Raw genomic sequence first — 15,603 nt, 5'->3', positions numbered from 1 at the left:
CTGATGGGGCTTGAGCGCGCCCGCCGCCCGCAATCTGTAACAACGGACGATCCGCTGCCCGACCTGGTCGGGCGGGAAGGGGAGTGACCATGCTGATCGACAATTGGCGGCGCACCTGGTGGCGCCTGTGGTCGGTGCGCCTTGCCGCCGCCGGCACCGCCCTCACCAGCGTGCTGACGCTCTGGCCCGATTCCGCGCTGCAACTCTGGCAGATGATGCCGGACGAGGTCCGCGCCCTGATCCCCGAGAGGGCCATGACGATGCTGGGCGTCGTCGTCTTCGCGGCCTCGATCGTCGCGCGCTTCATCAGGCAAAGGGGGCTGCATCATGACCCGGAAGCGTAAGGCCTTGGCGGGCGTCACCGGCGCCGCCGCAGCCGCGATCCTGTTCGCGATCGTGCCCCAGTTCGAAGGAGTGATCCTGCGGGGCTATCTCGATCCGGTCGGCATCCCCACGAAATGCATGGGCGATACCACCGAGGTCGAGGTCGGCCGGCATTACACCGAGGCGGAGTGCCGTGCCTCGCTCGAGGAAGAACTGATCGCCCATGCCGAGCCGATACTGGCCTGTGTGCCGCAGCTCGCCGGCCGGACCTACCAGCTCGCCGCCTCGGTGAGTTTTGCCTACAACATCGGCGTCGGCGCATTCTGCGCCTCGACCGCCGCCCGGCGCTTCCGTGCCGGTGACTGGCAGGGTGGGTGCAGGGCCTTCAACGAGACCGATTCCGGCCGGCCGCAGTGGGTAACCGCGCGCGGCCGCGTCCTGCCCGGCCTTGTCAAGCGGCGGGCAGCCGAACGGGCGCTGTGTGAGGCGGGGCTTGTACCGTGAGCGCGCCTGGGGAACGCCACAATGACAAAATCGAAACCGCCAAAGGCGCTAGACGCAATCGAATTCTGACGGGCGATGTTGCTGAACAACGATGGTGCGCTTCGCACCGCGCCGACCCAGCTGCCGCCCGTCTCGCCGACCGCCACTACAATCGGCAAAAGATCGGCTCGCCTCAGTTCGCTCCTACCGGCAGTTGCGCCGTGTTCCTGACTGACTGCGGCCGGGCATTCTGGATAACGTCCGCGCCGCTTGCCGAATGGGTCAAGCACGCTTGGCCGGGCGCGTGGATTTGTTCGGCCTTCCGACAGGAAGGCGCGGGCGTCGCCTCCCAATTGATCCGACAGGCCGTCGCCGCTACCCGCGCGCACTACGGCGAACCGCCCGCAATTGGCATGGTGACGTTCATTGACCGCGAAAAGGTCCGGCCGATCATGGTGCGCGGCAAGCCCATGTGGGGATGGACCTACCGCAAGGCGGGCTTCGTTGACGCTGGCGAGACGAAGGGCGGCTTGCTGGCCCTCCAATTGTGGCCGGAAGCTATGCCGGGACCGCTCGCGGCAAATCAGAGGACTATGCATGGAACACCACTTTTCGACCGGCCCCATTTCCTTGAGGCCGCAGAATGAGGGACACGGGAGTCAAGCGTATAGGTCCCATCGCTTTCCGGCCGGCGCCAAGCCCGCCTTGGGATTGGGACGGCAATGCCGCCCAGCCGACCCTTACGCCCAGCGTCCACCGCATGACCGTGCGCACGGGTGATGAGGCCAAAACGCACTGGCATGGCTGGCTGCGCGCCGGGGAGTGGGTGTCATGCTAACCTGGCTGTCATCTCTTCTTCTCGATCATCTCGACTGGCTGCCCACCCTGGTCCCCGGCGCTGGGGCGGTCTGGGCAGCCCTGCGCGGCTCATGGCGCTGGGCTCTGGCCTGCGCCGGCATCATCGCGGCGGCCGTCATCTGGATCTGGATCAGCAGCCTACGGCATGACCTCGCCCTGTCCGAGATCGCCGCCGCCGATGCCCGCAAGGCGCAGGCGCTGACCGCCGCCGCCCTGTCCCGGCTCCAAGCTGATCAGGCAGCCGCCCAAGCCGCCCTCGCAACCGTCGAACGCGCCCGCCAGGAGGCGGAGTCCTATGCCGATGCTCTCCGCCGCAAGATCGTGGCCGCTCCCCGCTCTCGCGCTTGCGCTGACAGCCCTGCTGTGCGGGGCCTGCTCGACGACCTCCGCGCCGCCGGCGCCGCAGGTGATCACCCCTGAAATCCCGGCAAGCCTGCTGACTTGCTCGCCCGAGCCGTCACTGCCAGCGGCGGATGCCGATGACGCGGGCCTCGCCCTGTGGATTGTCGATCTGCGCCGCGCGGGGCAGGACTGCCGGGGCCGGCTATCGGGGATCAGGGTATGGGCAGCTGGCCTTGCTAATCATCCATGAGCACCGAGCTGCGTTGACGGCAGTATAGGCGGAGATATTGTCGTCAACGGCACCATTCATCGGAAAAAGTTTGGGATCATGACCGCTAAGTCATTGATTAATTGTGCCGACAAATAAGGCATTTGGGTGCGCTAAGCAATTGATATTTATAAAAAATATCGCTCCCGCCGGGGACACCATCTCCTTTCAGGAAAATGGCCCCTTGTCCGACGAGGGGCGGCGGCCGCGGCATGTCGGCCGCGGCCGGTTCCAGATGGGCTCTCAGATCAGCATGAAATCCCCGGCGTCGATCAAGGGAGCGCCCGAAAGAATGGCGATCTGGCTCTGCGCCATGCCGCCCGCGCCATCGGCGTCGTAATAAAGCGCGCCGTTGGCCGTGTTGTAGATCAGATGCTGGCTGGCGGTGGTCGCCGCCGTGCCCGTCGTGAAGGCGGCGGCGTCGAGGGCGCCGGCCAGATCGCCGGAGAAAGCCGCGAAGCCGTCGCGCATCAGGCCGATGTGATCGATGCCGTGCTCGAAGTCGCGGATCGAGTCCCTTGTGGCGGGCAGGTCGAGGGCATCGAGGCGGAACAGATCCGCGCCCGCGCCGCCGGTCAGCGTATCGGCGCCCTGGCCGCCCGCGAGCGTGTCGTCGCCGGCCCCGCCGACCAGCGTGTCCTTGCCGCCAAGACCGACGAGGATATTGGCCGCGCCATTGCCGGTCAGGGTGTTGACGAGGTCATTGCCCGTGCCGTCGATCGCCGCCGCGCCGGTCAGCACCAGCTTCTCGACCTCGTCGAGCAGGGTGTAGCCGATGCCGGCATTGACCGTGTCCGTGCCGCCGCCCGCGGCCTCGATCACCAGATCGCCCGCGTCGTCGATGGTATAGATGTCGTTGCCGGCACCGCCGTCCAGCCTGTCGGCCCCGGTTCCGCCGTCGAGCTTGTCGCTGCCCTCGCCGCCCAGCAGATGGTCGTTGCCGGCCATGCCCTTCAGCGCGTCGTTGCCGGCATCGCCCGACAGGCGATCGGCGCCGGCGCCGCCGGTCAGCGTGTCGTTGCCGCCACGGCCCGAGAGATCGCCCGCGTCATAGCTGCCGGCGACGGTGACCCGATTGGCGAGATCGTCGGTCGCGACCACGCCGACGGTGACCCTGCCGCTGTGCCAGGCACCGCTGCCGCTGGTCGCGACATAGTCGAAACCGCCGGCGGCGCTGGCGGTCACGACCAGACGGCCGGACACCAGCGAAAGATCGATCGCGGTCGGATCGCCGATCTGCGTGACCGCGAGCGTGGCGCCGTCCGTGGTTGCGTCATCCGCCAGAAGGATGCCGGCATCGAGGTCGGCGGCAACCCCGAGGGTGAGCAGCAGCCGGTCGGCGCCGGTGGTCACCGTGGCGGCCACGCTCTCGTCCGAGCCGGCGACGGTAACCGTCAGCTGCGCGTCGGCGGTCAGGCCGAGGCTGTCCACGATGCGATAGGCGAAGACATCCGAGACCAGGGCGGTGCCATCCAGGGCCGCCGTCGCCGCGCGGGCATTGTCGAGGCTGTAGCTGAAGCTGCCGTCCGCGTGGATGGTCAGCTGGCCGTAGATCCCGTCGATCGCGGTGGCGCCGCCGACGCTGGCGAAATAGCCGCCAGCCCCGGCCCGCGCCCCGCTGACGAGAAGGCCGGGGGCGCCGTCATTGGCGAGGACATTGCCGGCGACGACACCGATGCCCGTGTCGGTCGCGCTCGCCTCCTTGATCCCGGCGATCGTGTCGGCGACGGCCGAGGGGGCGGTGATTTCGGCGCCCGCGATCGTGTAGGTGCTGGCGCCGAAGCGCAGATATTCGATCCCGTCGAGCAGGTCGGTGCCGTCGCCCGCCGCCCGCTGGTCGTCAACGGTTACACTGCCGTCGCCGTTGACGGTGATCACATGGTCGCCGATCGTGCCGCTGAACGCGGCGACATCGGTGCCGCCGCCGCCGTGCAGGCGGTCGTCGCCCTGGCGCCCGTCGAGAATGTCGCTGCCGTCATTGCCCGACAGGGCGTTGGCGCCGACATTGCCGACCAGCGTGTCGCCGCCGCTGCCGCCGATCGCATCGGCGATATGGGTGGTGGTGGCCGCCGCGAGGCCCGTGGTGATGGCCGAGACGATGTTCGAGCTGTCGGCGGTCAGCGTGACCACCGTGCCGCGCCCAAGCGCCGTCGCGAGGCCCTGATAGGTCGTCTCGAGGCCGCCGGTGACGGCGAAGATCGGGATGATGTTCGCCGCCTCGAGCGCGGATCTGAGCAGCGACAGGTCCGGATAGTTCTCGCCGATGCCATTGCCGTCGAGCACGGTATCACCATTGTTCGGCGTCGTGAGGCCGGCGGCCGCGCCATCGGCGGCGGTATGGAAGGGCGCATCGGTAAAGACGACGGCGAAATGCGCGGCATTGGCCTGGAACCCGACTTCGCCGCCCGCCCGCAGTCCCAGTTGCATCAGCGCTTCCAACTGGGCTTCCGGCAGATCCGCGCCGCCGTTGGCGAGCATCGCGCCATAGGCGGTGGCGAGCGCCGAGGAGGTCGCGCCCACGGCCAACTGGGTGAGATAGACCCAGTCGCCCGCGCCGCCGAAGGCGCCATAGGCCTTGTCCCTGAAGGTGGAGACGCCGAAGGCGGCGCCGCCCTGCACGGACTGAAGCGCGGTGACGATCTGGGGCACCAGGGCGCGGACATTGGCGATGTCGTCGGCGAAACTGCCGGTCAGATCCTGCAGGAACTGGACGTTCAGCGCCCCGGTGATGGTGCCGCCGGTGCCGAAGTCGCAGACCTCGTCCTCGATCTCGGTTTCGCTTTCGGCCGAAAGATCGATGTGGCTGTCGCCGCTGGCCTCGCTGGCGTCGATCGTGTCGTGACCCTGGAAATCCTCGATATGGGCGGCGCCGCCATGGATCTCGTAGGTATCGTCGCCGGCACCGCCCGCCAGCGTGTCGCGTCCGGCGGTGGAAATCAGGTGGTCGTCGCCATCGCCGCCGATCTCGGTGTCGTCACCCGCGCCGCCGTCGAGCGTGTCGTCGCCGGTGTCGCCCGCGAGTTCGTTGTCGCCGTCGTTGCCGGTCAGCCTGTGGCCGCTGCCGGCGAGCCGGACATTCTCGATATTGTCGGCAAGGGTCCAGTCGGCGCCGACGATGACGGTGTCGGTGCCCCCCGCGGCGGTCTCGACCACGACATCGCCGGTATCGTCGATGTAATAGGTATCGTCGCCGGCACCGCCAACCAGATGGTCGGCGCCCGCGCCGCCCTCAAGCACGTCGTCGCCACCGCCGCCTTCCAGCGTGTCGATCCCGGCGGTGCCGGTCAGCCGGTTGTCGCCGTCGTTGCCGATGCCGTGATGGGCAAGGCCCGTGAGGGACAGGTTCTCGACATTGCCACCCGGGGCCATGGTGAAATCGATCGACGACAGGATCGTGTCGGTGCCGCCGCCCGCAGTCTCGGTGATGATGTCGGTGGCGCTGTCGACGACGTAAGTATCGTCGCCTGCGCCCCCGGCCAGCGTATCGACGCCCGCGCCGCCGTCGAGCACGTCATCGCCCGCCGTGCCGGTCAGGATATTGTCGAGCGCATTGCCGGTGCCGTGACGGGCGGCGCCCGTGAGGGTGAGGCGCTCGACGCCGCCGCCGAGGACATAGCCGTCGACGCTGGCGATCACGGTATCCGTGCCTTCGCCGACGGTCTCGACCACGCTGTCGCCCAGGTCGTCGACCCGGTAGCTGTCGTCGCCAAGACCGCCGACCAGCGTATCGGCCCCGGCGCCGCCGTCGATCATATCGTCGCCGGCCGTGCCGTCGATGCGATTGGCGAGGGCGTTGCCGGTGCCCGAGCGGGCGGCGCCGGCCAGCACCAGGTTCTCGACATTGGCGGCAAGGGTGATGCCGACATGGGCGGTGACCGTATCGGTGCCGCCACCCGCGGCTTCCACGACCATGTCGCCGACATGGTCGACGACATAGCGGTCGTCGCCCCGGCCCCCGGTCATGGTGTCGGCCCCGGCGCCGCCGTCGATCAGGTCGGCGCCGCCGGTGCCGGTGATCGCATTCGCCAGGGCGTTGCCCGTGCCGGAACGCGCCCGGCCGGAAAGGATCAGATCCTCGACATTGTCGCCCAGGATGTAATTGATCGAGCTTCGCACCGTGTCGCGGCCGCCGCCCGTGGCTTCGATGACGATGTCGCCGCCATTGTCGACGACATAGGTGTCATTGCCGAAGCCGCCGGTCATGGTGTCGGCCCCGGCGGCGCCGTCGATCACGTCGGCACCGCTGGTGCCCGTGATGCGGTTGGCCAGCCGGTTGCCGGTGCCGGCAAGGCCGAAGCCGTCGAGCACCAGGGCCTCGACCTCCGCCGCCAGCGTGTGACTGACCGAGGAGATCACCGTGTCGGTGCCGGCGCCCGCCGCCTCGGTCACCGTGTCGCCCGCGGCGTCGATGTAATAGGTGTCGTTGCCGGCGCCGCCCGCCATGGCGTCATTGCCGGCGCCGCCGTCGATCGTATCGTCGCCGCCAGCGGCATCGATCGTGTCGTCGCCATCGAGGGCGAGGATATTGTCCGCGCCGTCGCCGACGAGATGGGTCCCGCCGAAGCCCGCCGAAATGACATCGGCGCCATTGGTGCCATAGACATTGAGATCGGGTTGCCAGGTCGGATCGGCATAGGCGATCCACGCGGATTCGCCCGCCCCCGGGGCGCCGATGATGAGATCGGCGGTGCCGTCGCCGTCGAGGTCGCCGGCGATGCCGACGCTGGCGCCGGTCAGGCTGCCGGCGTTACCGACGATCTTGGCGCCGCCCATGCTCTGGGCGACCTGCGACAGATCGATGGTGCCGTCGCCGCCGCCCCAGACGATATAGACGGCGCCGGCATCGGCACCGCCTTCGCTGTCATGGGGGGCGCCGATCACGATGTCGGCGATGCCGTCGTGGTTGAAGTCCTGCCCGCCGAAGACCGACAGGCCGGCGAGCCCGCCCGCCCCCTCGGCCAGGATCCGGAAACCGCCCGAGCCCGCGGCGACAGCGGCGAGGTCGACCGCCGTGCCGTTCGCCTTGCCGAAGACGACATAGGCGCTGTCGGAGCCGGGCGCGCCGACGAGGATATCCGAGAGGCCGTCGCCGTTCACGTCGCCAAGGCCGGCGATGGCCGCGCCCGCCGTCTCGAAGGCCGAGCCCCTGATGACGAAGCCGCCGGTGCCGCCCGCGATGGTGGTCAGATCGACGGCCGCGCCATCGGCCTTGCCGAAGACGACATAGGCGGCGCCGGAGTCCGCGCCACCGATCTGGCTCGCCTGCGCGCCGATCAGGATTTCCGCCCTGCCGTCGCCGTTCATGTCGCCCGCGACACCGATCGCGCTGCCGGCGAGATCGCCCGCGTTGTCGCCGGTGATGGCGAAGCCGCCGACGCCGGTCGCGACCTTGGCCAGGGTGACGATGCTCGATGTCGCCTTGCCCCAGACGACATAGACAGAACCGGCATCGGCGCCGCCGGCATCATTGCCGGGCGCACCGACGATGATGTCGTCCCTGCCGTCGCCGTTCAGGTCGGCGATCGAGGTCATGGTGGTGCCCGCCGCGTCGCCGGCCGCCTGCCCCTTGATCACGAAGCCCTTGCCGTCGCCCGCGAACGGGTCGCCCAGATCGACGCCGCCCGCCGCGGCCTTGCCCCAGACGACATAGGCGGCGCCGGCATCCGTCGCCGCGCCGATGTCGCTGCCGGGGGCGCCGATCAGGATATCGGCCCGGCCGTCGCCGTTCAGGTCGCGCACGGTGCCGACCGCCGCGCCGGCGCGATCACCGGCATTGATACCGTCGATGATGATCTCGGTCAGAGAGTCGCCGAGGGTGGTGGTGCCGCCCATGACGGGGGCCGCCAGATCGATGAACACGCGGCCCGCGTCGATCGCCTTGTCGTCATCGCCCGGGGCGCCGAAGATCGGATCGGCCCGGCCATCGCCATTCACGTCGCCAGAGGCGGCCAGCCAGGGCGCGACCGAGGCGTAGCTGTCGATCAGCGCGAAGTCGCCGGCCGCATTGGGCAGGAGTTGCGCGGCTCGTCCCACGGACAGCAGCGAGGAGAGATAGAGCTTGTTATCGGGGATCGGCATCGTGCTCATCCTGCGGGTTCGTGGTCACTCAATCGTTCGTCGCGCGCCTCGACCCTTGTGCTTTCCATTTGACGGTGGCCCAGGCTTCCCCTAACCCTGAGCCCCTCGGTGGGGGCCGGATGACAGCGCGCGGGCAGGGTTTAGCACGCGAGGCTGACAGGAAGCTGAAAGGGGGGCGCGGCTTGCTGCTCGTCATTGAAGACGACCCGATGCTGGGCGCCGCCCTCTCGGAAGGCCTGTCCGAGCATTTTCCGGTCGATCTCGTCACCACGCTCGCGGATGCGAGGCTCGCCCTCGAGACCACGGATTACGATCTCGCCATTCTCGACCTGTCGCTGCCCGACGGCTCCGGCCTCGAATTGCTGCGCGAGTTGCGCCGGGCCGGCAAGGCGATGGCGGTGATCGTCCTGACCGCCCTCGACCGACCGCAGGACAAGGCCAGTGGCCTGCGCGAGGGCGCGGACGACTACATGGGCAAGCCCTTCGATCTCGACGAACTGGTCGCGCGCTGCGAGGCGGCGCTGCGCCGGTTGCGGGGACATGCCGCCCCGATCGTCCGGATCGGGCCGCTCGCCTATGACCGGGCCGGGCAGTCGGTCACGGTCGACGGGGTGGCCGTCGTCCTGTCGGCGACCGATCTTCGCGTCCTTGACGTGCTGGTCGCCAACCGGGGCCGGATTGTCAGCAAGGCGCAGATCGAGGACAGGCTGAGCCGTGCCGGCGGCGAGATCGAGAGCAACGCGGTGGAGGTCTATGTCTCGCGTCTGCGCCGCAAGTTGGGCCGCGACCTGATCCGGACGATTCGCGGCCTCGGCTACATGCTGGGCGAGACGCCATGACCGCCTATTCGCTCAAGGTCCGGACGAGGCGGGCCTTTCTCCGGCCGCTCGCCCTCGCCATCGCCGTGGTGGTCCTGCTCGGCGCCTTTCTGACCAACGAAAATGTGTCCAGTCTCCGGGACGACCAGATGCGCCAGGATGCCCGTTTCCTCCTGCTGCTCGCCAGTCACGAGGCCGAGGAGGGCGATGCCGTCGGCGATATCGAGGCTTCGGATCCGCTGTCTCCGGCGCGGGGCGGGGCGGAGGGGCGGCAGTTCCGGGTCTGGTCCGCGCGGGGCGAGATCACGCGCTCCGCCGCCATGCCCGATTTCGGCGCTCCAGGCGCGGCGGGCTTCCGCGACGAGGTCGCCGACGGACAGCGCTGGCGGGTCTATGTCCTGGTGCCGGAAACCGGCGGAATCGGCATCGAACTGGCGGAAGCCTATGCCACGCGCTGGAGGATCGTGGCCGGGATCGTGCTCAGTCTCGCCGTGCCGCTCGCGCTGCTGTCCGCCGCGGTGATCTTCATCGGCAGCCGCGCCGTGAAGCGCGCCCTGCTGCCGATCGAGCGGCTGTCGTCCGAACTCGACCAGCGTGACGGTGACGATTTCACCCTGGTGACCGCCGATGCCCTGCCGCTGGAAGTGCAGCCGCTGCTGGTCGCCCTGAACCGGCTCTTCGATCGGCTGGGCCAGACCCTCGAGCGCGAGCGTGAATTCAGCGACAACGCCGCCCACGAGCTGCGCACGCCGCTCGCCGCCCTCAAGGCCCGCTCCCAGGTGGTCGAGCGCAAGCTGCGGGCCAACCCCGAGCTTGCCCTCGACCTGCGCCGCTTCATCGAAGCGGTCGACCGGGCGGCGGGGGTCATCGACCGCCTGCTGGCCTTCTCGCGCCTGTCGCCGCAGGATGGTTTCGCCCCCTTCGACCTGTCGTCGGTGGTCGAGGATGTCGCGCGGGAGATGGCGCCGCTGGCGCTGGCCAAGGCGATCGAGATCGAGGTCGCGATCGCCCCCGGCCTTGGCTTCACGGGCAATGAAACCGGTATTCGCCACGCCACGCGCAACATGCTGGAAAACGCTTTCAAGTTCACCCCGTCCGGCGGTCGCGTGACGGTCTCGCTCGACCTCGTCGGCGACGAGGTCGTCATCGCCGTCGCGGATACGGGTCCGGGTATCGGCGCGGGGGAGGAACGCAGGATCTTCGAGCGCTTCCACCGGGGGCAGGACCCGCAAGCCGGCAGCGGCCTTGGCCTTGCCCTCGTCGAGCGGGTGGCGAGGCTGCACCTCGGCCAGGCGGAGGCGACGCGCCTCGCGCCGCACGGCCTGAAAGTCTGTCTGCGCCTGCCCCGGCGTTAGGCTGCTCGGCCGCGTGGGACGGCTTGCATCAGCCCTCGAACTGTTCCGGCAGTTTCCCCGCCCTGAACAGGATGACCGGCTGATCGTCGAATTCACCGGTCTCTGAATCGCCGCTGGAGCTGAAGGCGACGACGCCCAGTTTCGCGCCGGCCAGTTTCTCGGCCTCGCGGCGAGCGCGTTCCGCCGTTGGGAACTGCTGCGCCGGCTCGGCCCGCAATCCACCCCGGGCCGCGACGAACCCCTGGACGATGTGAAGTGTTTCCCGTGCCATGATGGTGACTCTCCCGATGCGACGGGGCGGACCCTAGCACGGCCGGCCCGGACGGGGGGGGGGCATATCGGGGCGGGGATATCGGGGCGCCGCCGGGCGCCCCGTTTCCCGATCAGCGGGCGAGGCCGCCGATCAGCATGTATTTCAGCTCGACGAATTCGTCGATGCCGTGGGGGCCGCCCTCGCGGCTGTTGCCGCTTTCCTTCACGCCGCCGAAAGGCGCGAGTTCCGAGGACAGGAGGCCGGAGTTGATGCCGACCATGCCGTATTCCAGTTCCTCGGCGACGCGGAAGATGCGGCCGATGTCCCGGGCGTAGAAATAGGCGGCAAGGCCATACTGGGTGTTGTTGGCGGCGGCGACGACCTCGTCCTCGGTCTCGAAGCGGAAGACCGGGGCGACCGGGCCGAAGATCTCGTGCCGGGCGACATCCATCTCGGCGGTCACGTCGGCGAGCACCGTCGGCTCGTAGAAGGTGCGGCCAAGGCCATGATGCTTGCCGCCGGTGACCGCGCGGGCCCCCTTGGCGGTGGCGTCGGCCACCAGGGTCTCGACCTTGGCCAGGGCTTCGCCGGTGATCAGCGGCCCTTGCGTGACACCCGGCGCCGTGCCGTCGCCGACGATGAGGGCGGCGACCCGCTCGGCGAGGCGGGTGACGAAGGCGTCATAGATGCCGGACTGGACATAGATCCGGTTGGCGCAGACGCAGGTCTGGCCCATGTTGCGGAACTTGGAGATCATCGCTCCTTCGACCGCCGCATCGACATCGGCATCGTCGAAGACGATGAAGGGGGCATTGCCGCCCAGCTCCAGCGCGACTTTCTTCACGCCGACGGCGGCCTGGCGCATCAGCAGCTTGCCGACCTCGGTCGAGCCGGTGAAGCCGACGACGCGAACCGCGGGGTGGCTGCAGAACACCTGGCCGATCGCCGGGGCATCGCCGGTCAGCACGTTGAAGACGCCATCGGGAATGCCGGCGCGCTGGGCGAGCACGGCGAGGGCGAGGGCGGTCAGCGGCGTCTCCGGCGCGGGCTTCACCACGGCGGTGCAGCCGGCGGCGAGCGCGGGGGCGATCTTGCGGGTGATCATGCCGGCCGGGAAATTCCACGGCGTGATCGCGGTGACGACCCCCGTGGGCTGCCGGGTGACCACGATCCGCGCATCGGGGCGATGCGAGGGGATCGTCTCGCCATAGATGCGCTTGGCTTCCTCGGCGTAATATTCGACGTAGGAAGCGGCATAGTCGATCTCGCCCCGGGCCTCGGGCAGGGGCTTGCCCTGTTCCGAGGTGAGGATGAGGGCGAGATCCTCGCGGTTCTCGATGATCAGCTCGAACCAGCGGCGCAGGATCGCGCCGCGTTCCTTGGCGAGGCGCTTCGCCCAGGGCTTGAACGCCCGGGACGCGGCTTCGACCGCCCGGGTCGCCTCGGCCGCGCCGAAGCGCGGCACATTGCCGAGAAGGGCGCCGGTCGCCGGATTATGCACGGCATCCTCGCCGCTGCCGAGCCATTCGCCGTCGATCAGGCAGCGGCTTTCGAGCAGGCTGGGGTCCTTCAGCTCGAGGGGGGCGGTACTCTTGAACAGGACAGTCATGACCTTCACGCTCCCTGATAGGCGGCGGCCAGCGCGGTTTCCAGCTTGCCGAGGGCTTCGTCGAGCACGGCGTCGGACACGGTCAGCGGCACCAGCACGCGGATCACATTGCCGTAGACGCCGCAGGACAGCAGGATGAGGCCGTTCTCGATCGCGGCCTGGGTAACCCTCTTGGTCGCATCGGCGTCAGGCTCGTAGCTGCCGCGATTCTTCACGATATCGAAGCCGATCATGGCGCCAGGGCCACGGATCGCGGTCACCGGCACCACGTCGTTGCGGCTGGCGATGGTGGCGACGCGGGCCTTGATGCGGTCGCCGATCGCATTGGCGCGGTCGAGCAGCTTTTCCTCGGCGATGATGTCGAGCACGGCGAGGGCGGCGGCGCAGGAAATCGGCGAGCCGGCATAGGTGCCGCCGATGCCGCCGGGATCGGCCGCGTCCATGATCGGGGCCTTGCCGATGACGCCCGAGATCGGGAAGCCGCCACCCAGCGACTTGGCGACGGTGACGAGATCGGGCTCGACGCCCGAATGCTCGATGCCGAAGATCCTGCCCGTGCGGGCGAAGCCGGACTGCACCTCGTCGGCGACGAGGACGATACCATGCTCGTCACAGATCTCGCGCAGCGCGGTCAGCAACTCCACGGGCGCGCTGTAGAAGCCACCCTCGCCCTGCACCGGCTCGATGATGATGCAGGCGACGCGGCTGGGCTCGACATCGGCGCGGAACAGGAATTCGAGGGCGCGCAGGGAATCAGCAACCGTGACCCCATGCAGCTCGTTCGGGAACGGAACGTGGAACACCTCGCTCGGCATCGGGCCGAATTTCTTCTTGTAGGGCAGGGTCTTGCCGGTCATCGCCATGGTCATCATGGTGCGGCCGTGGAAGGCGCCGGTGAAGGCGATGACGGCGGAGCGGCCGGTGTGGGCGCGGGAAATCTTCACCGCGTTCTCGGTCGCCTCGGCGCCCGTGGTGAAGAAGGCAGTCTTGGCCGGACCCTTGAAGGGGGCGAGGGCGTTCAGCCGTTCGGCCAGTTCGACATAGCCCTCATAGGGCGCGACCTGGACGCAGGTATGGGTGAATTTCTCCAGCTGTTCCTTCACCGCCGCGATCACCTTGGGGTGGCGATGGCCGACGTTGAGCACGCCGATGCCGCCGGCGAAATCGATGTAGCGCTTGCCCTCGACATCCCACAATTCCGCGTTCAGCGCCTTGTCGGCATAGACCGGATAGGCGACGGAGACGCCGCGCGGCGTGGCGGCTTCGCGGCGGGCAACGAGTTCGGCATTGGTGGCCATGGCGGCATCCCCTGTGGCGTGTTGGATGCCGAAGTGTGGGGCAGCGACCAGCCGGGGAAAATCAGCTTTAAGGCGCCGTCTGGTGCATCAAAGGCACCAGATGCGAAATAGCGCCCAAAGAAAAACCCCGCCCGGAGGGGCGGGGTTCGTCTGGTTCCCGAAGGAGCCGAAGGTCAGCGCGAGTAGAACTCGACGACCAGGTTCGGTTCCATCTGGACCGGGTAGGGCACGTCCGACAGGGTCGGGACGCGGATATAGGTGGCCTTGTGGCCATCGAACGAGATGTAGTCGGGGATCTCGCGCTCGGACGAGGTGCCGGCTTCCATCACCAGAGCCATTTCCTTGGCGCGCTGGGTCAGTTCGATCACGTCGCCGATCTTGACCTGATAGGAAGGGATGTTGACCCGGCGGCCGTTCACCTTCACGTGGCCGTGGTTCACCAGCTGGCGAGCGGAGAACACGGTCGGCACGAACTTCAGGCGATAGACGATCGCGTCGAGGCGCTGTTCCAGAAGACCGATCAGATTCTCGCCGGTGTCGCCCTTGCGGCGGACGGCTTCGGCATAGAGGTTACGGAACTGACGCTCGGTCAGATTGCCGTAATAGCCCTTGAGCTTCTGCTTGGCGACCATCTGGGTGCCGAAGTCCGAAACCTTGCCCTTACGGCGCTGACCATGCTGGCCCGGGCCGTATTCGCGCTTGTTCACCGGGCTCTTGGGGCGACCCCAAAGGTTTTCGCCCAGACGACGGTTGATCTTGTACTTCGCTTGAACGCGCTTGCTCATGTTTCCGATGCCGCCAGCATTATCCGCATTTCGCGTCCCGCACCGAGCGGGTAGGAACCAGTAAAAACGACGAACCGGGACTGGAGCCCCGGCGTAGGTCGCGGAATATAGCCGTCACGGGGCAAATGTCAAACCCGTTTCGCCGGCCTTTCCCGCGGAAACTCAAGGCGCCTCCATCCGTCGAAGGCACACGGCGCCCCGCCGATAGGTCAGGACAAGGCAACCGCCGCCGCCGGACCACAGGCGCGCCGCGGCTTCCGTCAGCATGACCTCGGTCACGTCCATCAGGGGCAGGCGCAGGGCCTCGTCGATCGGCAGCCAGGCGATATCGGTGAATTCGCCATTGGTGACCAGCGGCGCCGCGCTGAGGGACAGGGCCGCCCGCGCCAGATAGAATCGGGCATCGAAGCGGATCGGGCTTTCGCTTGGCGTGATCGCCCGGCCGAGGGGGCGCAGCAGGCCGTGCTCGACCACGAGGCCGGTTTCCTCGGCCGTCTCGCGCACGGCGGCGGCGCGAAAGCGGGTATCGCCCGTGCCGGGATCGGTCCTGTCCACCCGCCCGCCGGGAAAAACCCAGGCATCGGGGGCGAAGCGGCTTCGGGGCGGGCGCCGGCCCATCAGCACCCGCTCGGCGTCATCGATCAGGATGAGGCTGGCGGCCGGCTTCGGCCGGACCGGGCGCTTTCGTTCACTCGTCATAATCGACGGTGGCGCGGCCATGGCGGTGGGAAAAGGCCGGAATGCGCCGATCCTCGCCCGACAGGCGCTTCTCGATGACCTCGAGCACGACGCCGGTGATGCGCGGCAGGTCGAGCCTGCGCGCCTCGGCCAGCGGCACCCAGGCGACTTCGGTCAATTCCGGTGACGGCCGGGCGTCTCCTTGTGCGACCGATGCCGGCGCCAGGAAGAAGCGGGCATGGAAACGCATCGGCCGGTAGGGCGGGGTGATGGCCCGGGCGACATAATCGAGGGCATCGAGCGCGGGCAGGAGGCCGGCTTCCGCGAAGGCGGCCAGGGGCCCCTCGGGCTTCAGGCGCGCCGCCAGCGGATCGGGGGTGCCGATCAGCAGGCCGGTTTCCTCGAAAGTCTCGCGGATCGCGGCGACGGCGAGGCCATGGGCGCGGCGTGGTGG

13 protein-coding genes and 1 pseudogene are annotated in these 15,603 nt (G+C 68.6%); 7 read left to right on the top strand and 7 right to left on the bottom strand.

The window, feature by feature from the left end; genetic code table 11:
- Positions 1–89: 89 nt before the first annotated feature.
- The 5 genes from WAZ62_RS20985 to WAZ62_RS20965 are packed head-to-tail and all read left to right on the top strand — an operon-like array spanning position 90 to position 2,085.
- On the top strand, positions 90–344 hold the full coding sequence (locus WAZ62_RS20985) for a hypothetical protein (protein WP_422645482.1): 255 nt from the start codon (positions 90–92) through the stop codon (positions 342–344).
- Positions 328–828, top strand: coding sequence for a lysozyme (locus WAZ62_RS20980; protein ID WP_422645481.1), 501 nt, complete (start codon positions 328–330; stop codon positions 826–828). The genes WAZ62_RS20985 and WAZ62_RS20980 overlap by 17 nt, the downstream gene beginning before the upstream one ends.
- Positions 825–1,454, top strand: coding sequence for a hypothetical protein (locus WAZ62_RS20975; RefSeq protein WP_422645480.1), 630 nt, complete (start codon positions 825–827; stop codon positions 1,452–1,454). Before WAZ62_RS20980 ends, WAZ62_RS20975 begins: the two co-directional genes overlap by 4 nt.
- Positions 1,451–1,645 (top strand): DUF6527 family protein, encoded by a 195-nt coding sequence (locus WAZ62_RS20970; protein ID WP_422645479.1) that lies wholly within the window; start codon positions 1,451–1,453, stop codon positions 1,643–1,645. The genes WAZ62_RS20975 and WAZ62_RS20970 overlap by 4 nt, the downstream gene beginning before the upstream one ends.
- Positions 1,639–2,085, top strand: a complete 447-nt coding sequence (locus tag WAZ62_RS20965) for a hypothetical protein (RefSeq protein ID WP_422645478.1) — start codon at positions 1,639–1,641, stop codon at positions 2,083–2,085. The genes WAZ62_RS20970 and WAZ62_RS20965 overlap by 7 nt, the downstream gene beginning before the upstream one ends.
- A gap of 433 nt (positions 2,086–2,518) precedes the next feature.
- On the opposite strand, the gene WAZ62_RS20960 is transcribed toward WAZ62_RS20965, so the two are convergent.
- The gene (locus WAZ62_RS20960; RefSeq protein ID WP_422645477.1) at positions 2,519–8,353 is read right to left on the bottom strand and encodes an FG-GAP-like repeat-containing protein; all 5,835 of its coding nucleotides are present in this window, start codon (positions 8,351–8,353) and stop codon (positions 2,519–2,521) included.
- A gap of 182 nt (positions 8,354–8,535) precedes the next feature.
- Between WAZ62_RS20960 and WAZ62_RS20955 the strand changes: the two genes are divergently transcribed.
- Together WAZ62_RS20955 and WAZ62_RS20950 are read left to right on the top strand one after the other, a co-directional pair.
- Complete coding sequence (locus WAZ62_RS20955; protein ID WP_422645476.1) at positions 8,536–9,192, top strand: response regulator transcription factor; 657 nt, start codon at positions 8,536–8,538, stop codon at positions 9,190–9,192.
- Positions 9,189–10,526 carry a sensor histidine kinase gene (locus WAZ62_RS20950; protein ID WP_422645475.1) on the top strand — a complete coding sequence of 446 codons (1,338 nt, stop codon included), beginning with the start codon at positions 9,189–9,191 and terminating at the stop codon, positions 10,524–10,526. The genes WAZ62_RS20955 and WAZ62_RS20950 overlap by 4 nt, the downstream gene beginning before the upstream one ends.
- 28 nt (positions 10,527–10,554) lie before the next feature.
- On the opposite strand, the gene WAZ62_RS20945 is transcribed toward WAZ62_RS20950, so the two are convergent.
- The 6 genes and pseudogenes from WAZ62_RS20945 to WAZ62_RS20920 all read right to left on the bottom strand — a co-directional run.
- The gene (locus tag WAZ62_RS20945; RefSeq protein ID WP_422645474.1) at positions 10,555–10,797 is read right to left on the bottom strand and encodes a hypothetical protein; all 243 of its coding nucleotides are present in this window, start codon (positions 10,795–10,797) and stop codon (positions 10,555–10,557) included.
- A gap of 112 nt (positions 10,798–10,909) precedes the next feature.
- The gene (locus WAZ62_RS20940) at positions 10,910–12,388 is read right to left on the bottom strand and encodes an NAD-dependent succinate-semialdehyde dehydrogenase (protein ID WP_422645473.1); all 1,479 of its coding nucleotides are present in this window, start codon (positions 12,386–12,388) and stop codon (positions 10,910–10,912) included.
- A gap of 5 nt (positions 12,389–12,393) precedes the next feature.
- Positions 12,394–13,686, bottom strand: coding sequence for a 4-aminobutyrate--2-oxoglutarate transaminase (gene gabT, locus WAZ62_RS20935; protein ID WP_422645472.1), 1,293 nt, complete (start codon positions 13,684–13,686; stop codon positions 12,394–12,396).
- Between the two features lie 173 nt (positions 13,687–13,859).
- Positions 13,860–14,471, bottom strand: a complete 612-nt coding sequence (rpsD, locus tag WAZ62_RS20930; RefSeq protein WP_422645471.1) for a 30S ribosomal protein S4 — start codon at positions 14,469–14,471, stop codon at positions 13,860–13,862.
- 162 nt (positions 14,472–14,633) lie between these two features.
- Positions 14,634–15,170: an NUDIX hydrolase gene (locus WAZ62_RS20925; RefSeq protein ID WP_422645470.1), complete on the bottom strand. Its 537-nt coding sequence runs from the start codon at positions 15,168–15,170 to the stop codon at positions 14,634–14,636.
- Positions 15,160–15,603 (bottom strand): annotated as a pseudogene (locus WAZ62_RS20920) (hypothetical protein); the annotation flags it as partial. The pseudogene WAZ62_RS20920 and the gene WAZ62_RS20925, both read right to left, overlap by 11 nt.

Origin of the sequence: Zavarzinia sp. (assembly GCF_049306435.1) — a bacterium.
Classification (GTDB): Bacteria; Pseudomonadota; Alphaproteobacteria; order Zavarziniales; family Zavarziniaceae; genus Zavarzinia.
This window is presented reverse-complemented; position numbering and strand designations above follow the sequence as displayed.